General features: G+C 65.1%; 15 protein-coding genes and 1 pseudogene. 6 read left to right on the top strand and 10 right to left on the bottom strand.

What is annotated here, in order from left to right:
• A pseudogene (locus U9978_RS21980) lies at positions 1 to 808 on the bottom strand (hypothetical protein); the annotation flags it as partial.
• A 108-nt stretch (positions 809 to 916) separates the two neighbouring features.
• Positions 917 to 1750, bottom strand: coding sequence for a class I SAM-dependent methyltransferase (locus U9978_RS21985; RefSeq protein ID WP_322763061.1), 834 nt, complete (start codon positions 1748 to 1750; stop codon positions 917 to 919).
• 404 nt (positions 1751 to 2154) lie between these two features.
• Between U9978_RS21985 and rpsA the strand changes: the two genes are divergently transcribed.
• Together rpsA and U9978_RS21995 are read left to right on the top strand one after the other, a co-directional pair.
• Complete coding sequence (gene rpsA / locus U9978_RS21990) at positions 2155 to 3636, top strand: 30S ribosomal protein S1 (RefSeq protein ID WP_322763047.1); 1482 nt, start codon at positions 2155 to 2157, stop codon at positions 3634 to 3636.
• A gap of 247 nt (positions 3637 to 3883) precedes the next feature.
• Positions 3884 to 5098: an RtcB family protein gene (locus tag U9978_RS21995; protein ID WP_322763048.1), complete on the top strand. Its 1215-nt coding sequence runs from the start codon at positions 3884 to 3886 to the stop codon at positions 5096 to 5098.
• A gap of 111 nt (positions 5099 to 5209) precedes the next feature.
• Here the strand turns inward: U9978_RS21995 and U9978_RS22000 are convergent, their stop codons facing one another.
• The 6 genes from U9978_RS22000 to U9978_RS22025 all read right to left on the bottom strand — a co-directional run bounded on the left by U9978_RS22000 (position 5210) and on the right by U9978_RS22025 (position 12317).
• Positions 5210 to 6565 (bottom strand): hypothetical protein, encoded by a 1356-nt coding sequence (locus tag U9978_RS22000; protein WP_322763049.1) that lies wholly within the window; start codon positions 6563 to 6565, stop codon positions 5210 to 5212.
• 28 nt (positions 6566 to 6593) lie between these two features.
• Positions 6594 to 7130, bottom strand: a complete 537-nt coding sequence (locus U9978_RS22005) for a hypothetical protein (protein WP_322763050.1) — start codon at positions 7128 to 7130, stop codon at positions 6594 to 6596.
• A gap of 287 nt (positions 7131 to 7417) precedes the next feature.
• Positions 7418 to 8587: a hypothetical protein gene (locus tag U9978_RS22010; RefSeq protein WP_322763051.1), complete on the bottom strand. Its 1170-nt coding sequence runs from the start codon at positions 8585 to 8587 to the stop codon at positions 7418 to 7420.
• Positions 8588 to 9679: 1092 nt separating this feature from the next.
• Complete coding sequence (locus tag U9978_RS22015; protein ID WP_322763052.1) at positions 9680 to 10837, bottom strand: maleylpyruvate isomerase N-terminal domain-containing protein; 1158 nt, start codon at positions 10835 to 10837, stop codon at positions 9680 to 9682.
• Complete coding sequence (locus U9978_RS22020; protein WP_322763053.1) at positions 10834 to 11655, bottom strand: sigma-70 family RNA polymerase sigma factor; 822 nt, start codon at positions 11653 to 11655, stop codon at positions 10834 to 10836. The genes U9978_RS22015 and U9978_RS22020 overlap by 4 nt, the downstream gene beginning before the upstream one ends.
• A 20-nt stretch (positions 11656 to 11675) precedes the next feature.
• Positions 11676 to 12317 carry a DUF4389 domain-containing protein gene (locus U9978_RS22025; protein WP_322763054.1) on the bottom strand — a complete coding sequence of 214 codons (642 nt, stop codon included), beginning with the start codon at positions 12315 to 12317 and terminating at the stop codon, positions 11676 to 11678.
• A 246-nt stretch (positions 12318 to 12563) separates the two neighbouring features.
• On the opposite strand from U9978_RS22025, the gene U9978_RS22030 reads away from it, so the two are divergent.
• Both U9978_RS22030 and U9978_RS22035 read left to right on the top strand, forming a co-directional pair.
• Entirely contained in the window at positions 12564 to 12983 is a 420-nt protein-coding gene (locus U9978_RS22030) for an SHOCT domain-containing protein (RefSeq protein WP_322763055.1), read from the top strand.
• A gap of 101 nt (positions 12984 to 13084) precedes the next feature.
• Complete coding sequence (locus U9978_RS22035) at positions 13085 to 14830, top strand: MFS transporter (protein ID WP_322763056.1); 1746 nt, start codon at positions 13085 to 13087, stop codon at positions 14828 to 14830.
• 54 nt (positions 14831 to 14884) lie between these two features.
• Here the strand turns inward: U9978_RS22035 and U9978_RS22040 are convergent, their stop codons facing one another.
• The gene (locus U9978_RS22040; protein ID WP_322763057.1) at positions 14885 to 15208 is read right to left on the bottom strand and encodes a protealysin inhibitor emfourin; all 324 of its coding nucleotides are present in this window, start codon (positions 15206 to 15208) and stop codon (positions 14885 to 14887) included.
• Positions 15209 to 15308: 100 nt separating this feature from the next.
• On the bottom strand, positions 15309 to 16370 hold the full coding sequence (locus U9978_RS22045) for a M4 family metallopeptidase (RefSeq protein ID WP_322763058.1): 1062 nt from the start codon (positions 16368 to 16370) through the stop codon (positions 15309 to 15311).
• Between the two features lie 226 nt (positions 16371 to 16596).
• Between U9978_RS22045 and coaE the strand changes: the two genes are divergently transcribed.
• Together coaE and uvrB are read left to right on the top strand one after the other, a co-directional pair.
• Positions 16597 to 17190, top strand: a complete 594-nt coding sequence (gene coaE / locus U9978_RS22050; RefSeq protein WP_322763059.1) for a dephospho-CoA kinase — start codon at positions 16597 to 16599, stop codon at positions 17188 to 17190.
• Between the two features lie 42 nt (positions 17191 to 17232).
• Complete coding sequence (gene uvrB / locus U9978_RS22055; RefSeq protein ID WP_322763060.1) at positions 17233 to 19377, top strand: excinuclease ABC subunit UvrB; 2145 nt, start codon at positions 17233 to 17235, stop codon at positions 19375 to 19377.
• Positions 19378 to 19417 lie beyond the last annotated feature (40 nt).

A 19417-nucleotide genomic window follows, 5' to 3' on the forward strand; every position in this document is an offset into this window, starting at 1 on the left:
GGTCGGCGGGCGCCTGAGCGCGGACGGCGCGGGAGCCGAGGATCGTGTGCCCGTGCCCGAGCCCGACCAGTACACCGAGCAGGATCGCCAGGCAGGCGCCACCGGCACCCAGGCCCGCCAGCACAAGCCCGACCGCGAGGGCACCTCGGGCCAGGCCCTCCAGCAGGAGGTTGACCGCGAGGCCGGCGTACCTGTGGGTGGACTGCAGCAACCCGCGGTCTACGCAGAGCAGGCACCAGGCGGCGCCCGCGGTGAGCATTTCGGCGACACCGCCGGGACCCGGTAGCGACAGCGCCGTGGCGATGACGTCCCGCAGCAGCAGAGCTGTGATCCCGGTCAACACGACGAGCACGACACCGGCACGCCGGACCCGTGCGACCCATTGGTCGATCATCGCGGCCTCACCCGTCTGCTGCCAGGGCGTCACCTTGCGGACGACGCCGACGAGCAGGGCGCTGCCGGGCATGGACACCACGAAGAACAGCGCCAGCAACTGTGCCAGCGCCCCGTAGGCGGCGGTGGACAAGTGCCGGGCGAGCACCAGCGTGACGAGCAGGTTCGCGAGGTTGGCGGCGAGGGCGGCAAGGGCCAGTGGGGACGCACCGCGGATGGCCCCCCGCACGGCGTGGCGGGGTGGGGCCGGTACCCCGAGCGGAGCCGGTACCGCCAGCGGCGCCGGCGCGGCGGGGCTGGTGCCGACCGGGGCGAGTTCGGGCGGGGCGAGCTCGGGCGGGCATGGGCGCCGGGCAGCCGGGACCGCATCCACCGTGCGCGGACGGCTGGCCGTTGCGTCCTCCCACCATGTCACACCGGTAACATTCCCATTACTAGTTGTAACAAGCTTGCAGCTGGGAGTCTGCGGCCGGCCCCGGCGGACTCTGGCCGGCCGCGCGATCACCATAGTCGCCGGGACGTCTCAGGTGGCCCCGGCGACCTTCTCGGTCACGAAGATCGCGGTGGATGGAAACAGGCGGCCACGCACCGGCCCCCACTGGCCCCACACCCGGTCGTGCCCTGCCGGCCACTCCGGTTCGATCAGGTCCACCAGGGTCAGACCGGCGGCCACCAGCTCCCGGACGCGATCACCAGCGGTACGGTGGGTCTCGGCGTAGCTCGTGCGGCCGGCCCAGTCCCGCTCGACGTATGCCCGCCGGTCGAAGTAGCTGCGGACCACCGTCAGTCCCTCCCTGCCCGGATGATCGGGAAAGGACCAGATCATCGGGTGTGTGGTGGAGAAGACCCAGCGCCCGCCGGGGCGCAGCACCCGGGCGACCTCACGCATGACGGCCGCGCTGTCGGCGACGAATGGGATGGCGCCAAAGGCCGAGCAGGCCAGGTCCACACTTGCGGCGGCCAGCGGCAGCCGGGTGGCGTCGGCCTGTACCAGGGCGACGTCCACACCGGTGGCCACCGACAGCGTCCGGGCGTGCCGCAGCTGCCCGGCGGACAGGTCCAGTGCGACCACGTCCGCACCGCGGGTGACCAGCCAGCGGGCACACTGCGCGCCGCCACACCCGATTTCCAGCACGGTCCGGCCGCGGACGTCGCCGAGCAGCCGCGCGTCAGCCTCCCGCAGACCCTCGGGGCACCACAGGAAGTCCGTGTCACCGAGGAAGGCGCCGTGCTCGGCCTGGTAGTCGTCGGCTGTCGCGTCCCAGTAGCCACGGTTGGCCCATCGGGCGCTGTCGTCGTCGACGTCGCTGTAGCCGAACTCGGCGGGATGATATCCGCCCGGCGGGTACTGCGGCATGACGGGCCGGGGCGCGTCCGGTCTGGCAGGTTCTGGTCCGTTCACGGCATCGATCCTCGCAGTGTCCTCTGATCATCGAATCGGGGGTGGGTTGTCCGCCGCGTGCGTCATCCCGTTCCGATGATGTGACACAATCGCGCCCCTGTCGGGTTCGCGGGCCGTCTCCGGCGTGGTTCACCCCGACGCGGAACGAGGTTGACCCGCCATGGCGTTGACCACCCGGGACACCGATCCCTAGACTTGGGTCTGGCACGAGAGTCTGTGGATCTCAGACCTAGTAGATCCGCTCGAGCGTCGCTACCGGTATCGACAGTGTTCGTTTTGCACGGTCCCTGTCCCTCCGTCCCGGCGGTTCGATCCGGCCCCTCGTGCATACGACGAACCCCGTAGCCGGAGCCGACCCCTTGACGAGCACCACCGACGTACGACCCGTGGAGACCGTGACCACACCGCCCACCCCGACCACCCCGCAGGTCGCGGTCAACGACATCGGCTCGGCTGAGGACTTCCTCGCCGCCGTCGACAAAACGATCAAATTCTTCAACGACGGTGACATCGTCGACGGAACCATCGTCAAGGTGGACCGCGATGAGGTGCTCCTCGACATCGGTTACAAGACCGAAGGCGTGATCCCCTCGCGGGAGCTTTCGATCAAACACGATGTCGACCCGCACGAGGTCGTGACGGTCGGTGATCACGTCGAGGCTCTTGTTCTCCAGAAGGAGGACAAAGAGGGCCGTCTCATCCTGTCCAAGAAGCGCGCGCAGTACGAGCGCGCCTGGGGCACGATCGAGAAGCTCAAGGAGGAGGACGGCGTCGTCAACGGCACCGTCATCGAGGTCGTCAAGGGCGGTCTCATCCTTGACATCGGGCTGCGCGGCTTCCTGCCTGCGTCGCTGGTGGAGATGCGCCGGGTGCGCGATCTACAGCCCTACGTCGGCCGCGAACTCGAAGCCAAGATCATCGAGCTGGACAAGAACCGGAACAACGTGGTTCTGTCCCGTCGCGCGTGGCTGGAGCAGACCCAGAGCGAGGTCCGGTCGGAGTTCCTCGCGCAGCTGGCCAAGGGCCAGATCCGCAAGGGCGTCGTCAGCTCCATCGTCAACTTCGGGGCGTTCGTCGACCTTGGTGGTGTCGACGGTCTGGTGCATGTGTCCGAACTCTCCTGGAAGCACATCGACCACCCGTCGGAGGTCGTGGAGGTCGGCCAGGAGGTCACCGTCGAGGTCCTCGACGTCGACCTGGAGCGCGAGCGGGTGTCGCTGTCGCTCAAGGCCACGCAGGAAGACCCGTGGCGCCAGTTCGCCCGTACCCACGCGATCGGTCAGGTCGTCCCGGGTCGGGTCACCAAGCTCGTGCCCTTCGGCGCGTTCGTCCGGGTGGACGAGGGCATCGAGGGTCTGGTGCACATCTCCGAGCTGGCCGAGCGGCATGTGGAGATCCCCGAGCAGGTCGTGAACGTCGGCGACGAGATCCTCGTCAAGGTCATCGACATCGACCTGGACCGCCGCCGGATCAGCCTCTCCCTCAAGCAGGCGAACGACTCCAGCGCCCTTGTCGCTGAAGGCGAGGCGTTCGACCCGTCCCAGTACGGGATGGAGGCCAAGTACGACGAGGCGGGCAACTACGTCTACCCCGAGGGTTTCGACCCGGAGACGGGGGAGTGGCTGCCGGGCTTCGAGGAGCAGCAGACCGAGTGGGAGCGGCAGTACGCCGAGGCCCAGCAGCGGTACGAGGCGCACCAGGCACAGATCCGGGCCGCGCAGGAAGCCGAGGCCGCCGCGGTCGCCCCGTCCTCCTACACCTCCGCCGAGCCCGACCAGCCAGCCTCCGCGATCGACGAGGACGCACTTCGTCGTCTTCGGGAGCAGTTCGGCCGGGAATAGTCCGGTCGGGAACAGCCCGGTCGGGGGGAGTAGCCCGACCGGGTAGTCCATGAGGACAGCGTTCGACGGGGTCTGCGGGACATCTTCCGCAGGCCCCGTTCGTGTCCGGCGGCGGAAAGCCCGATGCTGCAGAACCCGATGCCGGAAAACCATTCGAAAAGTCCGAATACATCGGGCATGCTCCTGCTCGTGAGACCGCCGGGCACCGTCCGCCCGGGTATCGGATGATGAACAGGAGCGATCGGTTATGGCCGCCGTTGCCGAACTCGGGGGTGCGCGGACCCCCATCTGGATGTGGACCCGTCCGCAGGAGGTTGACAGCGCAGCCCTCGACCAGCTGCGCGCCGTCGCGGATCTCCCCTATGTCCATCACCATGTCGCGGTCATGCCCGATGTCCACCTGGGCAAGGGCGCGACCGTCGGTTCCGTCGTGGCCATGCGGGACGCGGTGTCGCCCGCAGCCGTCGGCGTCGACATCGGCTGTGGAATGGCCGCCGTCCGCACGAACCTCACCGCGAGTGATCTTCCTGATGATCTGGGTGCGATTCGAGCCGCGATTGAGGCGGTGATTCCGGTCGGGCGTCTCGGCCATCCGACCGTCTCGACCCGGGTGCGCTCCCAGCGGGAGCTCTGGGATGGTTTCGCCGACCTGCACCCGTTGGTCTCGGGCCGACTGGAGCGGGCCATGGCACAGCTCGGGACGCTCGGCTCGGGCAACCACTTCATCGAGCTCTGCCTCGATACCGGCGACCAGGTGTGGCTGATGCTGCACTCGGGTTCACGCAACATCGGCAAGGAGCTGGCCGAGGTTCATATCGGGATCGCGAAACGGCTGGCGCACAACGCCGACCTGCGCGACCGGGATCTGGCGGTGTTCCTCGCGGGCACGGCGGAGATGCGGGCGTACCGGCATGATCTGGTCTGGGCGCAGCGGTACGCACAGCTGAATCGGGTGACGATGCTCGGTCTGTACCGGGATGTGCTGCAGGGTTTCTTCCCGGGCCTGCGGCTGCCGGTTGCGCCGCAAGCGGGTCCGTATGCGGGGGAACAAGCGTTCGCGGCGGTGAACTGCCATCACAACTACGTGTCCGAAGAACATCATTATGGCGCGGATGTGCTGGTGACCCGCAAGGGCGCGATTTCAGCACGGGCCGGGGAATACGGCATCATTCCGGGTTCGATGGGCACCCGGTCCTACATCGTTCGTGGCCTGGGGAATCCGGAGTCTTTTCATTCGGCGTCGCATGGGGCCGGTCGGCGGATGAGCCGGTCGAAGGCGAAGAAGATGTTCACCGTCGAGGATCTCGCAGTGGCGACGGCAGGGGTGGAATGCCGTAAGGACGCCGGTGTGATCGACGAGATCCCGGCGGCCTACAAGGACGTCGAGCAGGTCATCGCCGACCAGCGGGACCTGGTCCAGGTCGCCGCGGAACTGCGTGCCGTCCTGTGCGTCAAGGGCTGACGTCGCAAATCACCAGCGCGCTGGAGCCCTGCTCCGTGACGACTCCGACCAGGAGCACCATCGCATCCAGCGGGCCCGATACCTGGGCAACCCCGTACCACCATAATCAGATCACCTGGAAAAGACTGCACCCCCCGGAGAAGGCGGAGCGGCTGCGGCAGCTTTGAGGGACGCAGCGGCCTCGATCATCTTGTCAAGTACTATTTCAGGCACTCCATAGTCTCGCCATAGCCGATTGACAGCAACCTCGAATGATTCAGCCGTAGCGTGGGCAACAGCAATAGTGCCGAGTCTTCCGTTCAGTGACGCAGCGACGTCAGCAATAGAGTGCCTCGCCGCAGCGCGCGAATATTCGTCAGCGATTCGACGGGTCTGCGTCGGGAGCGCCGTGTCTTTCGTGGCCGCCGTTGTGGCTTGAACGAAACCTGTCCATCCGCTCCACAGGGGAGGATCTTGGATCTCTCGCTGTTCGACGTGAATTGCCACCGTAGCTGCGTCTACTATCTCTGCGGCAAGCCGCACATCCACGGCATCGGGTTCGGAGCGCCAAACATCGACGGTATCGTCAGCCATGGATGCGATTGCCTGCCGCGCTTCCTTGCCAGCACCTGCCGAAGCAAGAGACCGTACTCCCGCGAGCCGCTGACGGGGGGAGAGCTCGGCTTTGGATACGCCGCCAGTTGCGGCGCTGACAGCGAGCTCGATATTTCGCTCCGTGTCCAGAGTCAGCAACCTTGGAAGAACGGGCTCAAGGTTTCGATGATGACAAGCGAACCAATCTGCTCCGATGCCGGCAACTGCCGCCATCTCCCAGCCAACTTTTGAATCGAAACTACGAAGTGCGGTCATTCCTTCACTGAAAGAAAGCTCTGGGATTGGGGGTAGCGGAATCGGAGTGCTCGACACCACAAATTCGCGATTTGGATCTTTTGTCATGCCCCACATCCGCACGCCCAGCACTGTCTCGGCACTACTTTTAACTGATCCCCATAGAACTATCACAGGAAGTCCAGAAAGGACGACTCGAATTCTCAGTAGATCGAGATCGGAATTTGTCAATGGCCGTAGGAGTCCGTCCAGAGTCCTGTACAAGGAGGCCCAGGGAGCGTTGTTTAGAGATTCCCGAATTGCGGTTCTGAACTCGCCGACTGCGTCGTGCCGCTGGCTTGCTGGCTTGCGCTCGTCGTAGAACGGCGCTATTAGCACCACTGGTAGGCAGCTCTCTCTGGTCTCGCCTTCAACGAGCTCTCGGGCGATAGTATCGCCGGTAACGAACGGCGATTGATTCTCCCAGAGAATCTTGCGCCGTTCGTCCAACCGCGTATCCGAAGCTTTCACGTCTCGCTCGATTCCATGCTTATGTACACCCAGCATGGAATCGATGATCGGCCGTGCAATCTGCCCAAGGAAGACTGCGACCAGCGTAGGTTCCATTGTGACCCTTTCAAGCTGGAGCGCGGCTGCCATACACTTGGCTCCCAGCGACTTTAATACCTCAGGTTTGTTTTTTGTTTCTTAGAGGGCAGTGCTTCTTCATCTTTCGAAAAGAGATTGAGAATCGATCTGTAGGCTCGTCATGTCGATCATTTCCGGGGATCCCGAATGGATCGTCGTTGATAACACCGCCGGGTGTGAGCACCCAGGACTTCTCCCCGAGCAGGGGTCCGGCTGTCACGGAAAAGGTCGCCGCTACGGTGGTGAACGTATCGTCTTGAATTTTACGTAGGTATGCCGACTGTTCACGGCGAAGATTTGTGTCGTTATTTGCCGCCGCACATTCGGAGAATCGGTGATGTTGGGTCCCACTCTGCATAGCCAGATGCGTACCGCTGCGAGGGTCGGCTTCCTCACCCTTGTCCCATTCGGTCGATGCCTGGCTCGCGGCTTGGACAAGCTCTTCAAGAAGGTCGGCCTGCACTGTAAATGTCGCCGGATTCACCTCGTTAATTGCCGCCCTGACCACGGCCGTAACATCAGTGCTTCGTGCGCTCGGCGGGTCGTAGTCCACGGCGTCGAGCAGGGCGGCCGCCACCTCCCGTATCTGGCTATCCCCTGCGGGTCCAGTCACTACGAGTGACCAGTATGCCTTTCCCCATACTAGCTTCTGGTCGCTAGGAAACCCACTCGCACATGTGATCGAGGCCCGCTCCGTCGTCCGCCACGCCACAGACGGACGCCCGGAGTGCAAGCTGCCGAGCAGCTCGGCGGCCCACTGCGGCGGGTCAGTGGATTCTCGGCCGTTCTCTACCCCGGGCTCGCGCCAGTACCGGCCGCGCCGCATTGTTCCGGCTTCAACCCAACACCGAATGCCGGCGTCACTCATAGCACATAGATCGGCGGCTTGGCGGTTGCCTCTGCAGCGACTGTGCCGGCAGCACGCTGGTAGTCGGCCTTGCCTCCCCACTCGTCAATGAAATCCTCCACGAAGCCGATTTTGGGGAGATCGGCCTTGGTCCATTTATCTGCCAACCAGTTGGTGGCTACCTGCAGGCTGGTATCAGCCTTTTTCTCAAACGTCTTCCTGGTAGCCATCGAATCGGAGTATGCTTTGACGAGGTGCTGATAATCCACCGTTTCCAATACCTGCTTCATGAGGTGTCGCAACGGCTGGTCGTTGAACTTGGGATGTAGTCGATCATGACCAGGCGGGCCACCTCCTGCGGTTGGTCGGAACTTCTCGATGACATTATTGATGGTCAAGGGAGTTCCTGGCGGTCCGTAGGTCTCGAAGGACTCGAATTCGATACTTCCGCAAGTTGCGACTGGTATGAGCATCACCCTCGTATTTGGATGGTCTCTTCTGAGCGTTCTGAGTGGCTTCCTGTATCCCTGCTCCACGGCGGTCAACAAATCCCTGCCGCGTGGATCATCGTTTAGCCAGCGCTCGCTCTTGATCGGACAGAACAGTACTAGATTGGGAACTGAATCATACTCTGTGAACACATTGTTGAGAACGTCGGGGTAGTTGGAGTACAAATGGAGGTCGTGCCACTCTGGCTCTCGATTGAGACTCGCCATCAATATCGGAGTGTTAACAGCAATGAGTAGCGCATTGGCATTAGACAGTCGCGCGCGAAGCTCGGCGGAGCCGGATTCTTCTTTCGTGAGCTTTTCCAGGTACTCGCCCGGATAGTCGTGAAAAATCAGCTCCGCCGCTGTCACTCCGTCACTGTTGTCTATTCCTATACCATACCCTCTTACTTCCGTACTGCCTGCGACCCCGATGGAACCGATCGGTTCGCCCTTGTAAACTCTCGTGACGAGTTCTGAAAGCTCGCTACGCGCCTTGCTGAAAGCCTCGGTCGTTTTTTGTGCAATGCGAAGATCCATATTTGCGTCAGAGAGTTGTTTCCGGATGGTGCTCATCATTTGTACGAGCAGGGTTGTCTTTCCGCATCGTGTGCCTCCAAACATCGCGGTGTGGAGGGCTACGCCCATCGGATTTCCCTCTCTTTTTTGGTTGACAAATACCTGGGAATCGCCAGCCACGAGTACTTACCTCACAGCGGGTGCCGCTGCGAGTGGTAGCCGGTCAGCGAAGATCGGCGGCGACGTGACGGGAGATCACAACTCGGGTCAGAGTTAGAGTGGCACGACGAACATACTCAATGACGTGGCGCTCGCAGCGACGGAGGTCGAGGTAGGCGAGGAGATCAGGCTACATGTAGCCGGATGCGACGCCGGTTCCTCCGCAATACCAGCATGCCTCGCCGCCGGACTGGCCGTAACCACTGCAATGAGAGCAGGCGCCTGCGCCAAATTGGGGCTGACCAGCGCCGCTTTGCACGGCACCGCTGATCGGGTCTATACCACTGCCGTGACCCGTCGACTCGGCCCCATAGGTGTGATCCGGAGAAGAATGCTCGTGTGGATCGAACGGAGAGCTGCTGTAGGCGCCTTCGTGGACCCCCGAGCTGTCCTCGCCGGGAACATCGCCATGTGCCCCGAACATCTCGGTTGCCATAATTATCCCCTTTCGCAGATCCCGCAGGACTATGTGCCATTTTTCCCAAGATATAGGAACTGGTCATGATCGTATAGATACTTGCGTACATTGGCAAGTCGATGAGTAGCTGTGCACAGTGACGATCCATTCAGTCACTCTATCTGTGGATATTGCGCCTTTACACAGAGCTCGGCGAGCGCGATTTCGGCGGTAAGGTCCAATGATTTCGCAGGATATCTTGTGATGTGGCAGTCTCCGTCGATGATTGCCGAGGACCTGCTTGGGGATTATGCGGGCCTGTGTATGCAGCAGGCCCCGATGAGACGGCGTGTATCCGGAGCTGCCAGCGTCGGCCGTCCACGCAACGGCACTTGCCTCGGCTATTCACACGAATTGATGATCAGATGTGGATTGCTGGCGACATCGTTGCCCGGTTCGTGATCACCAGCGAGCGTGCCCGTGACCTGAAGTACCAGGATGCGTAGCGATCGGAGCAGCCCGACCACCGAGTACCTAAGACGAGGACAAATTGTGATGAAGGTCACTACCGATTAACGGACTGGAACAGGGGTGACGGTCCACCCCGGACAACCCACGCGTTTTTTGGTTCCGCGTAGCCGGAGCCTTCCGGCGGGTCAGGCGCCGGCGAACGAGGGCGCGACGTCGAGCATCGCCTGTGCGATCGCGGTGTCTCCCGCGATCTCGGCGCCGACGTCGCGGGCTTGGCGGCGATCGGCGACGAGCAGGCAGAAGTCGACGATGGGTACGGACATCGCCGCGTCCACGGTGGGCGGTTCGCCGGTTGCGGCCAGCTCCGCGGCGCCGTCCGGCCCGATCATCCACCGGCCGCCACCTGCGCCCGAGAGACTGACCACAAGGGTCGCGTCCCTCGATGTGGGCGGTAGCGCGGCCCGCATCGTCGGGTTCAGTTTCCGCATCGCGGCGTCGACCATCCGGTGCAGATGGTCGGCGGGCGGCAGCGGCATGGCCAGACCAACCTGCTCGGCGATATCGCGGCCGTGAATCCACGTCTCGAACGCCCGCAGCGTCAGATGGTCGCGCAGGCGGGCGGCGCGGGTGTCGACCGGCGCGGTCTGTGCCCCTGCGCCGGCGGAGTCGCCGTGCCCGATGCGCTCGGCGATCCGTCCCGCGCCGTCGTGCCAGGACGACCAGGTGCGCTCGGTCGTCCAGCCATGCTGGTGAGCGTGCACGGCGGCGGTCCGTTCGTCCAGGTCGGTGCTGTGCACCGGCGGATCCACCGCCAAGCCGATCCCGGCCGCGACCAGCCCGTCGGAGGCGGCTAGATGCGCGACGAGCTCGCGGGTGTTCCAGCCGTTGACGATCTCGCGCGTCCAGTCGTCGGTGGTGAGCTCGGCCAGCAACCGGTCGACGGCGCCAACCTGAGTGAGGTAGGGAGCTGCGAGCTCCGAGGTCACCGGCGCGGCTGGACGGCGAGTCAGAGCCGCCGCCATGACCGCGGCCATGCTGGCGGGACCGCTCGGTTCGGCATCCGGCAGCAGCTCGGCGTCGGCCTGGACCTCGACCTCGGCGTCCAGCTGCCCGCCGATGAGCCCGAGCAGACCGGTGCTGAGCGTCTCGGCCATGGCCATGCAGCGCTTGCACCGGCCGAGGTGCGTGTCGACGATGACCGTCTCGTCCGGATCGCAGGCGTCGAGGACGTACGCAGCGAGAAGGTCATCAACATGCAGTCCGGGGCCGTCGGTGGCCGGATTGTGCAGCGGATGCGCGGGCGTGGGCGCAAGGTCGTACGGTTCGACCTTCCTGGCGCTCACACGTGAACCCCTTCGCGTTCCAACCGGACCGCGAGTTTCTGCAGGGCGGTGCGGATCCGGGACTTTGCGGTGCCCTCCGGAATGGTGAGTCGGGTTGCCACTTCACGGTAGGTGCAGCCGTCGAAAAAGGCGAGTTCCACCGCTTCCCGCAGCAACGTGGGGAGATCCGCCACACCGCGGCGCACGATCGCCGCGGTGACCTCGGTCAGCACCACCGTGTCGGCGGCCGGGCCGTCGGGCGTTGCGGCCAGTTCCCGGGCGACGGTCTCGGAGGGCCGGCGCGCGCTTTCCCGCCGGACCCAGTCCACCGCCCGCCGTCGGGCCATGACGACCAGGTAGGCGCGCAGGGCGCCGCGGTCGGGATCAAAACGCAACGGGTGCTCCCACAGGTGTACCAGGACATCCTGGACGACCTCGGCCGCGGCTTCGCGATCCGCGGTGATCTGGGCGGCCGCGGCGGCGAGGTAGCGGGCGTAGCGCGCGTGCACCTGCGCGAGCGCGTCGGCGTCGCCGGCGGCGAGCCGGGCGTGCAGGTCACGGAGCTGGTCCGGGGGGAAGTCAGCGGGACGTTCGGACACCGGCCGGCGCAGGGTCGGAGCCGGAGCCGGAGCACCCTCGGTGTGCGGTGGCTGTGTCGCCTGAGGCGGCTGCGCCACGGGTTGCATGGCGGTGGCCGGCGGCGGGACCCGCATCAGGGTGGCGTCCGCGGGCGGGTCGTCCGCACCGCGGGGTGCGGCCGCGGAAAGCACGGCGCGAAGTGTCCCATGGCCGGGGTCGGGGGTCCACCGGGGCCTGTCCCGGGTGGCATCCGATGGCACGGGCTGCGTTCTGGTCGGCGTCAGGGCATGAGCCGGAAGGGTGGGTAGGCGTCGGTCGTGAGGGCGAATGCATAGGCTATGACCCGGTTCGTCCAGCGCAGCACGCCCACGACATAGTCGAATACAACCTGCGGGAACCGTCCGGTGATCAGAATGGCGAACCATCCGATGATGACCGCGAATACCACCCCGACATGCAGGAAGATCAGTATGACGTAGTGTGGGATCGCCAGGAACCACTTGACGAGCGGCAACCAGCGGTTCAAGCGTGCCGCGTCCGGGTAGCCGATCTCAAGGTGGACGGCCTGTTCGGCGTCGGTCGACGGGTAGTCGTCGCGCAACAGCAGCAGATACGCCGTGACCCGGTTGGAGAACCGGAGCAGCTGGAGATTCCAGTCGAACCACCAGCGTGGGTATTTCTGTCGGAACACGATCATCAGTAGCGGCGCGACGAAAAGCAACCCACTGGCGGCCCCGAGGCCACCCCAGGAGGGAGACCCACCACCCACCGCCATGAGGATGACTGCGATCGGCACTGCCGTGAATATCCGGAAGAAGGTGGTCAGCCGGTTCCGCGGATCCGTCGGGTAGTCCACCGCGAACGCGACGGGGTACCCGCCGGGATGACTACGGGCGTCGTTCGTGCCGTCGGGGGAGGTCATGTCAGATCGCCGGGAACGTCAGGTCGCAGGGAATGCCGTGGTGTGTGCGCCGGTCCATTACCGGCTCCTTCCCGTCCTCGCCGGCGATGTGCCCACCCTCGCCTGGAATTCACCTGGCGAGGGTGACCGGGCCGGCGTTACCGCCCGGCGGCGGTAGCGAAGTCGGCCGGTGGGTAGTGCAGGGGTGAGTGATGTCGTGACTCGCGAACCTTCTACCGGCCGTGTGGGTCGGGGAACCAGAAGGGCGTGCGGACGACCGAGGGGGTAGTCGTGCAGACCGATTATCAGTACCCGCTGCTCAGCGTCTTCTGGACGATGCTGTGGTTCTTCCTGTTCCTGCTGTGGTTCTACCTGTTGTTCGCCGTTATATCCGACGTTCTGCTGAGCCACGATCTGTCCGGTTGGGGAAAGGCAGCCTGGATCATCTTCGTCATCCTGTTGCCCTTGTTCGGCGTTCTGGTGTATCTGATTTTTCGGGGCGGCAGCATGCATGAACGGGCTGCCCGGCGGTCGGCACGTCAGGAGCAGGACTTCCGCGACTACGTACGCACGACCGCGGGAACGGCGAGTCCATCCGACGAGTTGTCCAGGCTTGCCGAACTGCGGGACCGCGGTGCGATCTCCGACGCGGAGTTCGAACAGATGAAGGCCAAGGTTCTCGCCTGATCCCGGTATTCGGCGGCGTCCGGCGGCGTTGCGGGTTTTTGATCGTTCCTGGCTGGATAATTTCCGCACCACCGTGGTGGTGACCGCTGTGGGGAGGCCCGTTGGGCAGGTGGAAGGCGCTGGTCGTCCTCGGTGCGGCACAGTTTCTCATGGTGCTGGACGCCGCGGTGATGAACGTTTCGATCACTCGACTCGTCGAGGATTTCGACACGAACGTGACCGCGATCCAGGCGGTCATCACTGCCTACTCGCTGGTGATGGCAGCCTTTATGATTACCGGTGGAAAGGTTGGTGATCTGTGGGGTCGGCGACGTACGTTCACCGTCGGCCTCGTCGTCTACGGGATCGGATCGCTGATCACCACACTGGCGCCCACACTTGTCATCCTGACCGTGGGCTGGTCGGTTGTCGAGGGGCTGGGCGCCGCATTGGTGCTGCCGGCACTGGCCGCACTTGTCAGTGGCAACTACGCCGGCCGCGAACGGGCGGTCGCCTATGCGGTGATCGGTGGGCTGGCCGGTGCCGGTATTGCCGTGGGTCCGCTGCTTGGCGGTTGGGTGACCACGGCGTGGACGTGGCGCGTCGTGTTCGCCGGCGAGGTCGTCCTGGTCATGCTGATTCTCAGCATGGTCCGGTGGATTCGGGACCCAGCCGTCTCTGGTGACCCAGCCGTCTCTGGTGACCCAGCCGTCTCTGGTGACCCAGCCGTTTCTGGTGACCCAACCGTTTCTGGTGACCCAACCGTTTCTCGTGACATAGCCGTTTCGCGTGACGGAGCCGTCGCCGCCGGCGGCGGTTTCGACGTCTTCGGTGCGTTTCTGTCAGCGCTGGGGCTTTCACTGGTCGTCATCGGGATCCTGCAGAGCAGTTCATGGGGATGGCTGCGGCCGAAGAATTCACCGGTGGCGCCGTTCGGATTCTCCCTCACCCCGTTTGTGGTGGCGGCTGGCTTCGCGGTGCTGATGGCCTTCCGCTCCTGGGAGGCTCACCGGGAGAGATCCGGTTGCGATCCGCTGGTGCGGTTTGCGCTGCTGGCGGTTCAACCGCTGCGATCCGGGCTGGCGGTACTCGGCATCCAGAACGTGATTCTGCTCGGGCTTTTTTTCACGATTCCGCTCTATCTTCAGGTCGTTCAGGGATTCAATGCCTTTGAGACGGGGCTGCGGCTGCTGCCCGTCTCGGTCACAATGCTGGCAACCTCGATCAGTGGTCCGGTGCTCGGTCGGGTGGTCGGCCCACGTCTGGTGGTGCGACTGGGCCTGCTGGTGCTGATGGGTGCATCCCTCTTCCTGGTGGCCGCGGTCGACCCGCGGATCGACGACCTGAGGTTCGCGGTGGCCATGGCGGTACTGGGTGTCGGGCTGGGACTACTGGCATCACAGCTCGGCAACGTCGTGCAGTCCTCGGTCGGCGAATCGGACCGTAGCCAGGTCGGGGGCTTTCAGTACACCGCCCAGAACCTCGGTTCGGCACTCGGAACCGCGCTGATGGGAGCAATCGTGATCAGCGCCCTTTCCGTGGCGCTCCAGAATCGTGTCGAGAACGACCCGCGGATCTCCGAGCTCGTCCGAACGCAGGTCGGGGTGCAGCTTGAGGCCGGGGTCGGCTTCGTGTCCACCGAGCAGGTGCGGGCCGCGTTGGCGAGCACCGCGATACCGCCGGCGCAGGCGCAGGCCCTTGTCGAGCGCTACGCCGACGCGCAGCTCGCCGGACTGCGAGCAGCCATGCTCACCGCCGCAGCCGTGGCTCTCGTCGGTCTGGCCTTCACCCGATCCCTTCCAACCGTGCCGATTGTCGCGGGTGCGCAGCACGCTCACGCGGGCGCCCACCGACGTGCCACGATATGATCATCGTAGCCGCTGGCCAACCACCGGTCACCGTTGTCGGGGTTGGTCGCGCTCCTACCGGTGGGCGGGCAACCGCGGTGCTTTGGACAGCAGCGCAAGCAACGTGCGCAGCTCCTCTGGGACCGGCTCGCTGAAGCGCCGGATGAGTCGGCGTCCGGCGCGGTCAACCTCCAGGGTGTAGGTGAAACGGTCGGGGCGGGCCGCCGGGGTGGAGGCGCTGTCGGAACGGGTTCCGGTAGCCTCCACATCGGCGGCGAGGCCACGCAGCTGTGCGGCTTCGCAGGCTGGGAGTTCGGCGGTGTCGAGGCCGCGCCTGATCGCCTGTCCGACGAAGCCCCCTGACCGCTCCAGGACGATCCGCACGTGTTCGTCAGTCACCCTGTCATTGTCGCTTATGATCGTGTCGGCGACACGGGTTCGGACCTTCCGGGGTCGCGAGATCCGGGACTCGGACCTACATCCCGATCTACATTCGGATCTACATGATGACGCCGACGGCACGCCATGCTTCGGTGACGGCCCTCACCTCATCGTCACCGAAGAGCAGCCGGGCCTGCCGGACGGTGAGCGAGGCGAAGGCCCGGAACGTGGAGTTCGGCCGTAGCTGCGGCGCCCGCAGCGCGTCGTACCAGATGAGCCCGGCTTTCTCCCACGCTTTGCCGCCGATGGCCGCCGCGGCGAGGTAGAAGGCATGGTTGGGGATGCCGGAGTTGATGTGCACACCACCGTTGTCGGTCGTGGTGCGCACGTAGTGGTCCATATGGCCGGGCTGGTTGTCGTCCCCGAGCACCGGGTCGTCGAACGCCGTTCCAGGCTCCTTCATGGACCGCAGCGCGACCCCGGCGACACCGGGTGCGAGTAGATCCGCACCGATCAGCCAGTCGGCCTCGTCGACGCTCTGGTCCAGCGCGTACTGCTTGACCAGTGAGCCGAAGACATCGCTGACGGACTCGTTGAGCGCGCCGGGCTGGTTGAAGTACATCAGCTGCGCTTCATCCTCGGTCACGCCGTGTGTGAGCTCGTGCCCGATGATGTCCAGCGACGTGGTGAAACCGTTGAACAGTTCGCCGTCACCGTCGCCGAACACCAGCTGCCGACCGTCCCAGAAGGCATTGTCGTAGTGGTCGCCGTAGTGGACCGTCGCGCGCAGTGCGACTCCCTCGTCGTCGATGGAGTCGCGGTCGTAGACGGTCTGGAAGAACGTGAAGGTCGAGCCGAGACCGTCGTATGCCTCGTTGACGACGGCGTCGGCGGTGGCATCGCCCCCTTCGGTGCGTACCGCCCGTCCCGGCAGGGTCTCCGTGCCGGCGGCATCACCGATGACCCGGTCGGCTGTTTCGGAAGGCGCCAGCCGGGGTACCAGCGTGCCTCTGGACCCGCCCCGCAGCAGGGCATTGTGCACGCGCACGGAACGCACCGAGGTGTCGCGGGCCAGCGTGGACAGCGCCCAGGACCGCTGGTCGTCGGTGCCGTTGCGCGCGATGCGTTCGAGTAGGTGCGGCGGTACCGCGCACGGCCTGCAGCGATGGTACCCAGCCATGACAGACAACCCCCGGAGGACGAATGCGAACGTCGGATCCCGGTCTCGTCGGCCGCGGCGGCACCGAACCGGTGGCCGCAGCGTCACGAACCCACCACAGACCATGACGGATATTACGTTATATGTCTACTGTTGTTGTGACTACATTGTTTTCCACTGATATGCCTGGGCCGCACTGGCTAGGCCCTCTATCCGACGAGGTCGGTCATGCGGGAGACTCGGGCACATGCTGCGGGTGGGGCTGACCGGTGGGATCGGCGCGGGCAAGAGCGCGGTGGCGCGGCTGTTGACTGATCACGGTGCCGTCGTCATCGATGCGGACGCGATCGCCCGGGAGGTCGTCGCCGTCGGCACACCGGGGCTGCGGGCCGTCGTGAACGAGTTCGGGCCGCAGGTGCTGTGCGCCGACGGCAGCCTCGATCGGGAGGCGCTCGGGGCGGTCGTGTTCGCCGACCCCGCCGCTCGGCGCCGTCTTGAGGCGATCACGCATCCGCTGGTCGGCGCGGAGGCGACCCGCCGCATGGCCGATGCTCCGGCCGACGCGGTGGTCGTGTACGACGTGCCGTTGCTCGTCGAGGCTGGCCTGTCCGGCGGCTATGACATGATCGTCGTCGTGGCGGCGCCACGCGAGGTCCGCCTTGCCCGCCTGGCCGATCGGGGGCTTGCGCGGGAGCAGGCGCTGGCGCGGATGGCCAACCAGGCGTCGGACTCCGCTCGCCGCGCGGTGGCCGACATCCTCGTGGACAACAGTGGCAGCCTGGAAGATCTGCGGACCCAGGTGGACGACGTGTGGCGCCGTCTTTCCGGCGCGATCGGGTAGGCCGGACGGAAACTGTCGGACCTGTGTGGTGTTGTAGGACACGTGAGCCCCACCGCTGATCGTCCTGGCAATGACCTCGAGCGTTCGACCGCGCCGTTGCAGGTCGTGTCGGACTTCGAGCCGTCCGGCGACCAGCCAGCCGCGATCGCGGAGCTCGCCCGCCGCGTCCGTGCCGGTGACACCGACATCGTCCTGCTCGGCGCGACCGGTACTGGCAAGTCGGCGACCACCGCGTGGCTCGTTGAGGAGCTGCAGCGCCCGACGTTGGTGATGGCGCCCAACAAGACCCTCGCCGCGCAGCTGGCCAACGAGTTCCGGGAACTGCTGCCGCACAATGCCGTCGAGTACTTCGTGTCGTACTACGACTACTACCAGCCAGAGGCCTACATCGCCCAGACCGACACCTACATCGAGAAGGACTCGTCGATCAACGAGGAGGTCGAGCGGCTGCGCCACTCGGCCACGATGAGCCTGCTCACGCGCAGAGACGTGGTGGTCGTGGCGAGCGTGAGCTGCATCTACGGTCTGGGCACCCCGCAGGAGTACATCGAGCGCATGGTCCGTTTGCGGGTCGGGGAGGAGATCGAACGCGACAGGTTGCTGCGCCGGTTCGTCGACGTCCAGTACACCCGCAACGACCTGGCCTTCACTCGCGGGACGTTCCGCGTCCGCGGCGATACCGTCGAGGTGTTTCCCGCCTACGAGGAGCTCGCCGTCCGGATCGAGATGTTCGGGGACGAGATCGAACGGCTGACCTATCTGCATCCGGTGACCGGTGAGATCGTCCGCGACGCGACCGAGGTGTTCGTCTTCCCCGCCACCCACTACGTCGCCGGCCCGGAACGGATGGAGCGGGCGATCGCGGGCATCGAGGCGGAGCTGACCGAGCGGCTCGCCGAGATGGAACGCCAGGGAAAGCTGTTGGAGGCCCAGCGGCTGCGGATGCGCACCACCTATGACATCGAAATGATGCGCCAGGTCGGTTTCTGTTCGGGTATCGAGAACTACTCCCGGCATATTGACGGGCGTGCCGCCGGCACGGCGCCGTACACGTTGCTCGACTACTTCCCGGACGACTTCCTGCTGGTCATCGACGAGTCCCACGTCACGGTCCCACAGATCGGCGGGATGTTCGAAGGCGACATGTCCCGCAAACGCAACCTGGTCGAGCACGGCTTCCGGCTGCCCAGCGCCATGGACAACCGGCCATTGCGCTGGGAGGAGTTCTGCACGCGCATCGGCCAGACGGTGTATCTCTCGGCGACACCGGGACCATACGAGATGGCCCGTTCCGACGGGGTGGTCGAGCAGATCATCCGTCCGACCGGCCTGCTCGATCCGGAGGTCGTCCTGAAGCCGACCCAGGGTCAGATCGACGACCTTGTCGGTGAGATCCGGTCGCGTGCCGAACGTGACGAACGGGTGCTGGTCACAACGTTGACCAAGAAGATGTCCGAGGATCTCACCGACTATCTCCTCGAACTCGGTATCCGTGTCCGCTACCTGCACAGTGAGGTCGACACCCTGCGGCGGATCGAGTTGCTCACGGAACTGCGCCGGGGTGAGTTCGACGTGCTGGTCGGTATCAACCTGCTGCGGGAGGGGCTGGATCTGCCCGAGGTCTCGCTGGTCTCCATTCTGGATGCGGACAAGGAGGGCTTCCTGCGGTCAGACAAATCGCTGATCCAGACCATCGGCCGGGCGGCCCGTAACGTCTCCGGCCAGGTGCACATGTACGCCGACAAGGTGACCCCGTCGATGCGCAGGGCCATCGACGAGACCAACCGTCGGCGCGTCAAGCAGATCGCCTACAACACCGAGCGCGGTGTCGACCCGCAACCGCTGCGTAAGAAGGTCATCGACATTCTTGATGACCTTGTGCGGGAGAGCGCCGAGGGTGAGCTGATCGGTGGCGGCGGTCGCGCACAGTCCCGTGGGAAGGTCTCAGCTCCCGGCATGTCCTCAAAGGGAGCGTCGGCGAAGACTGGTCGCGACGGCGCGGTCGGACGGCACGCGGCGCAGTTGGCGGGCATGCCCCGAGCCGACCTGGCTGCGCTCATCCGCCAGCTCGACGACCAGATGCACGAAGCGGCCAAGGAGCTGCAGTTCGAGCTGGCCGCTCGCCTGCGCGACGAGATCTCCGAGCTGAAGAAGGAACTACGGGGCATGGAAGCAGCCGGAACATAGCCGTCGGGTGCACGGAGGGTGGGTGCGCACAGGACGGGAG

The sequence above is a fragment of the Protofrankia sp. Cr2 genome (genome assembly GCF_963555885.1).
GTDB lineage: Bacteria > Actinomycetota > Actinomycetes > Frankiales > Frankiaceae > Protofrankia.

What these genes read in the sequence shown, in the direction of transcription:
- U9978_RS22025 (WP_322763054.1), bottom strand. Translation starts at nt 12,317, where the DNA reads ATGACCTCCCCCGACGGCACGAACGACGCCCGTAGTCATCCCGGCGGG.
- U9978_RS21985 (WP_322763061.1), bottom strand. Translation starts at nt 1,750, where the DNA reads ATGCCGCAGTACCCGCCGGGCGGATATCATCCCGCCGAGTTCGGCTAC.
- U9978_RS22045 (WP_322763058.1), bottom strand. Translation starts at nt 16,370, where the DNA reads ATGGCTGGGTACCATCGCTGCAGGCCGTGCGCGGTACCGCCGCACCTA.
- U9978_RS22000 (WP_322763049.1), bottom strand. Translation starts at nt 6,565, where the DNA reads ATGGCAGCCGCGCTCCAGCTTGAAAGGGTCACAATGGAACCTACGCTG.
- coaE (WP_322763059.1), top strand. Translation starts at nt 16,597, where the DNA reads ATGCTGCGGGTGGGGCTGACCGGTGGGATCGGCGCGGGCAAGAGCGCG.
- U9978_RS21995 (WP_322763048.1), top strand. Translation starts at nt 3,884, where the DNA reads ATGGCCGCCGTTGCCGAACTCGGGGGTGCGCGGACCCCCATCTGGATG.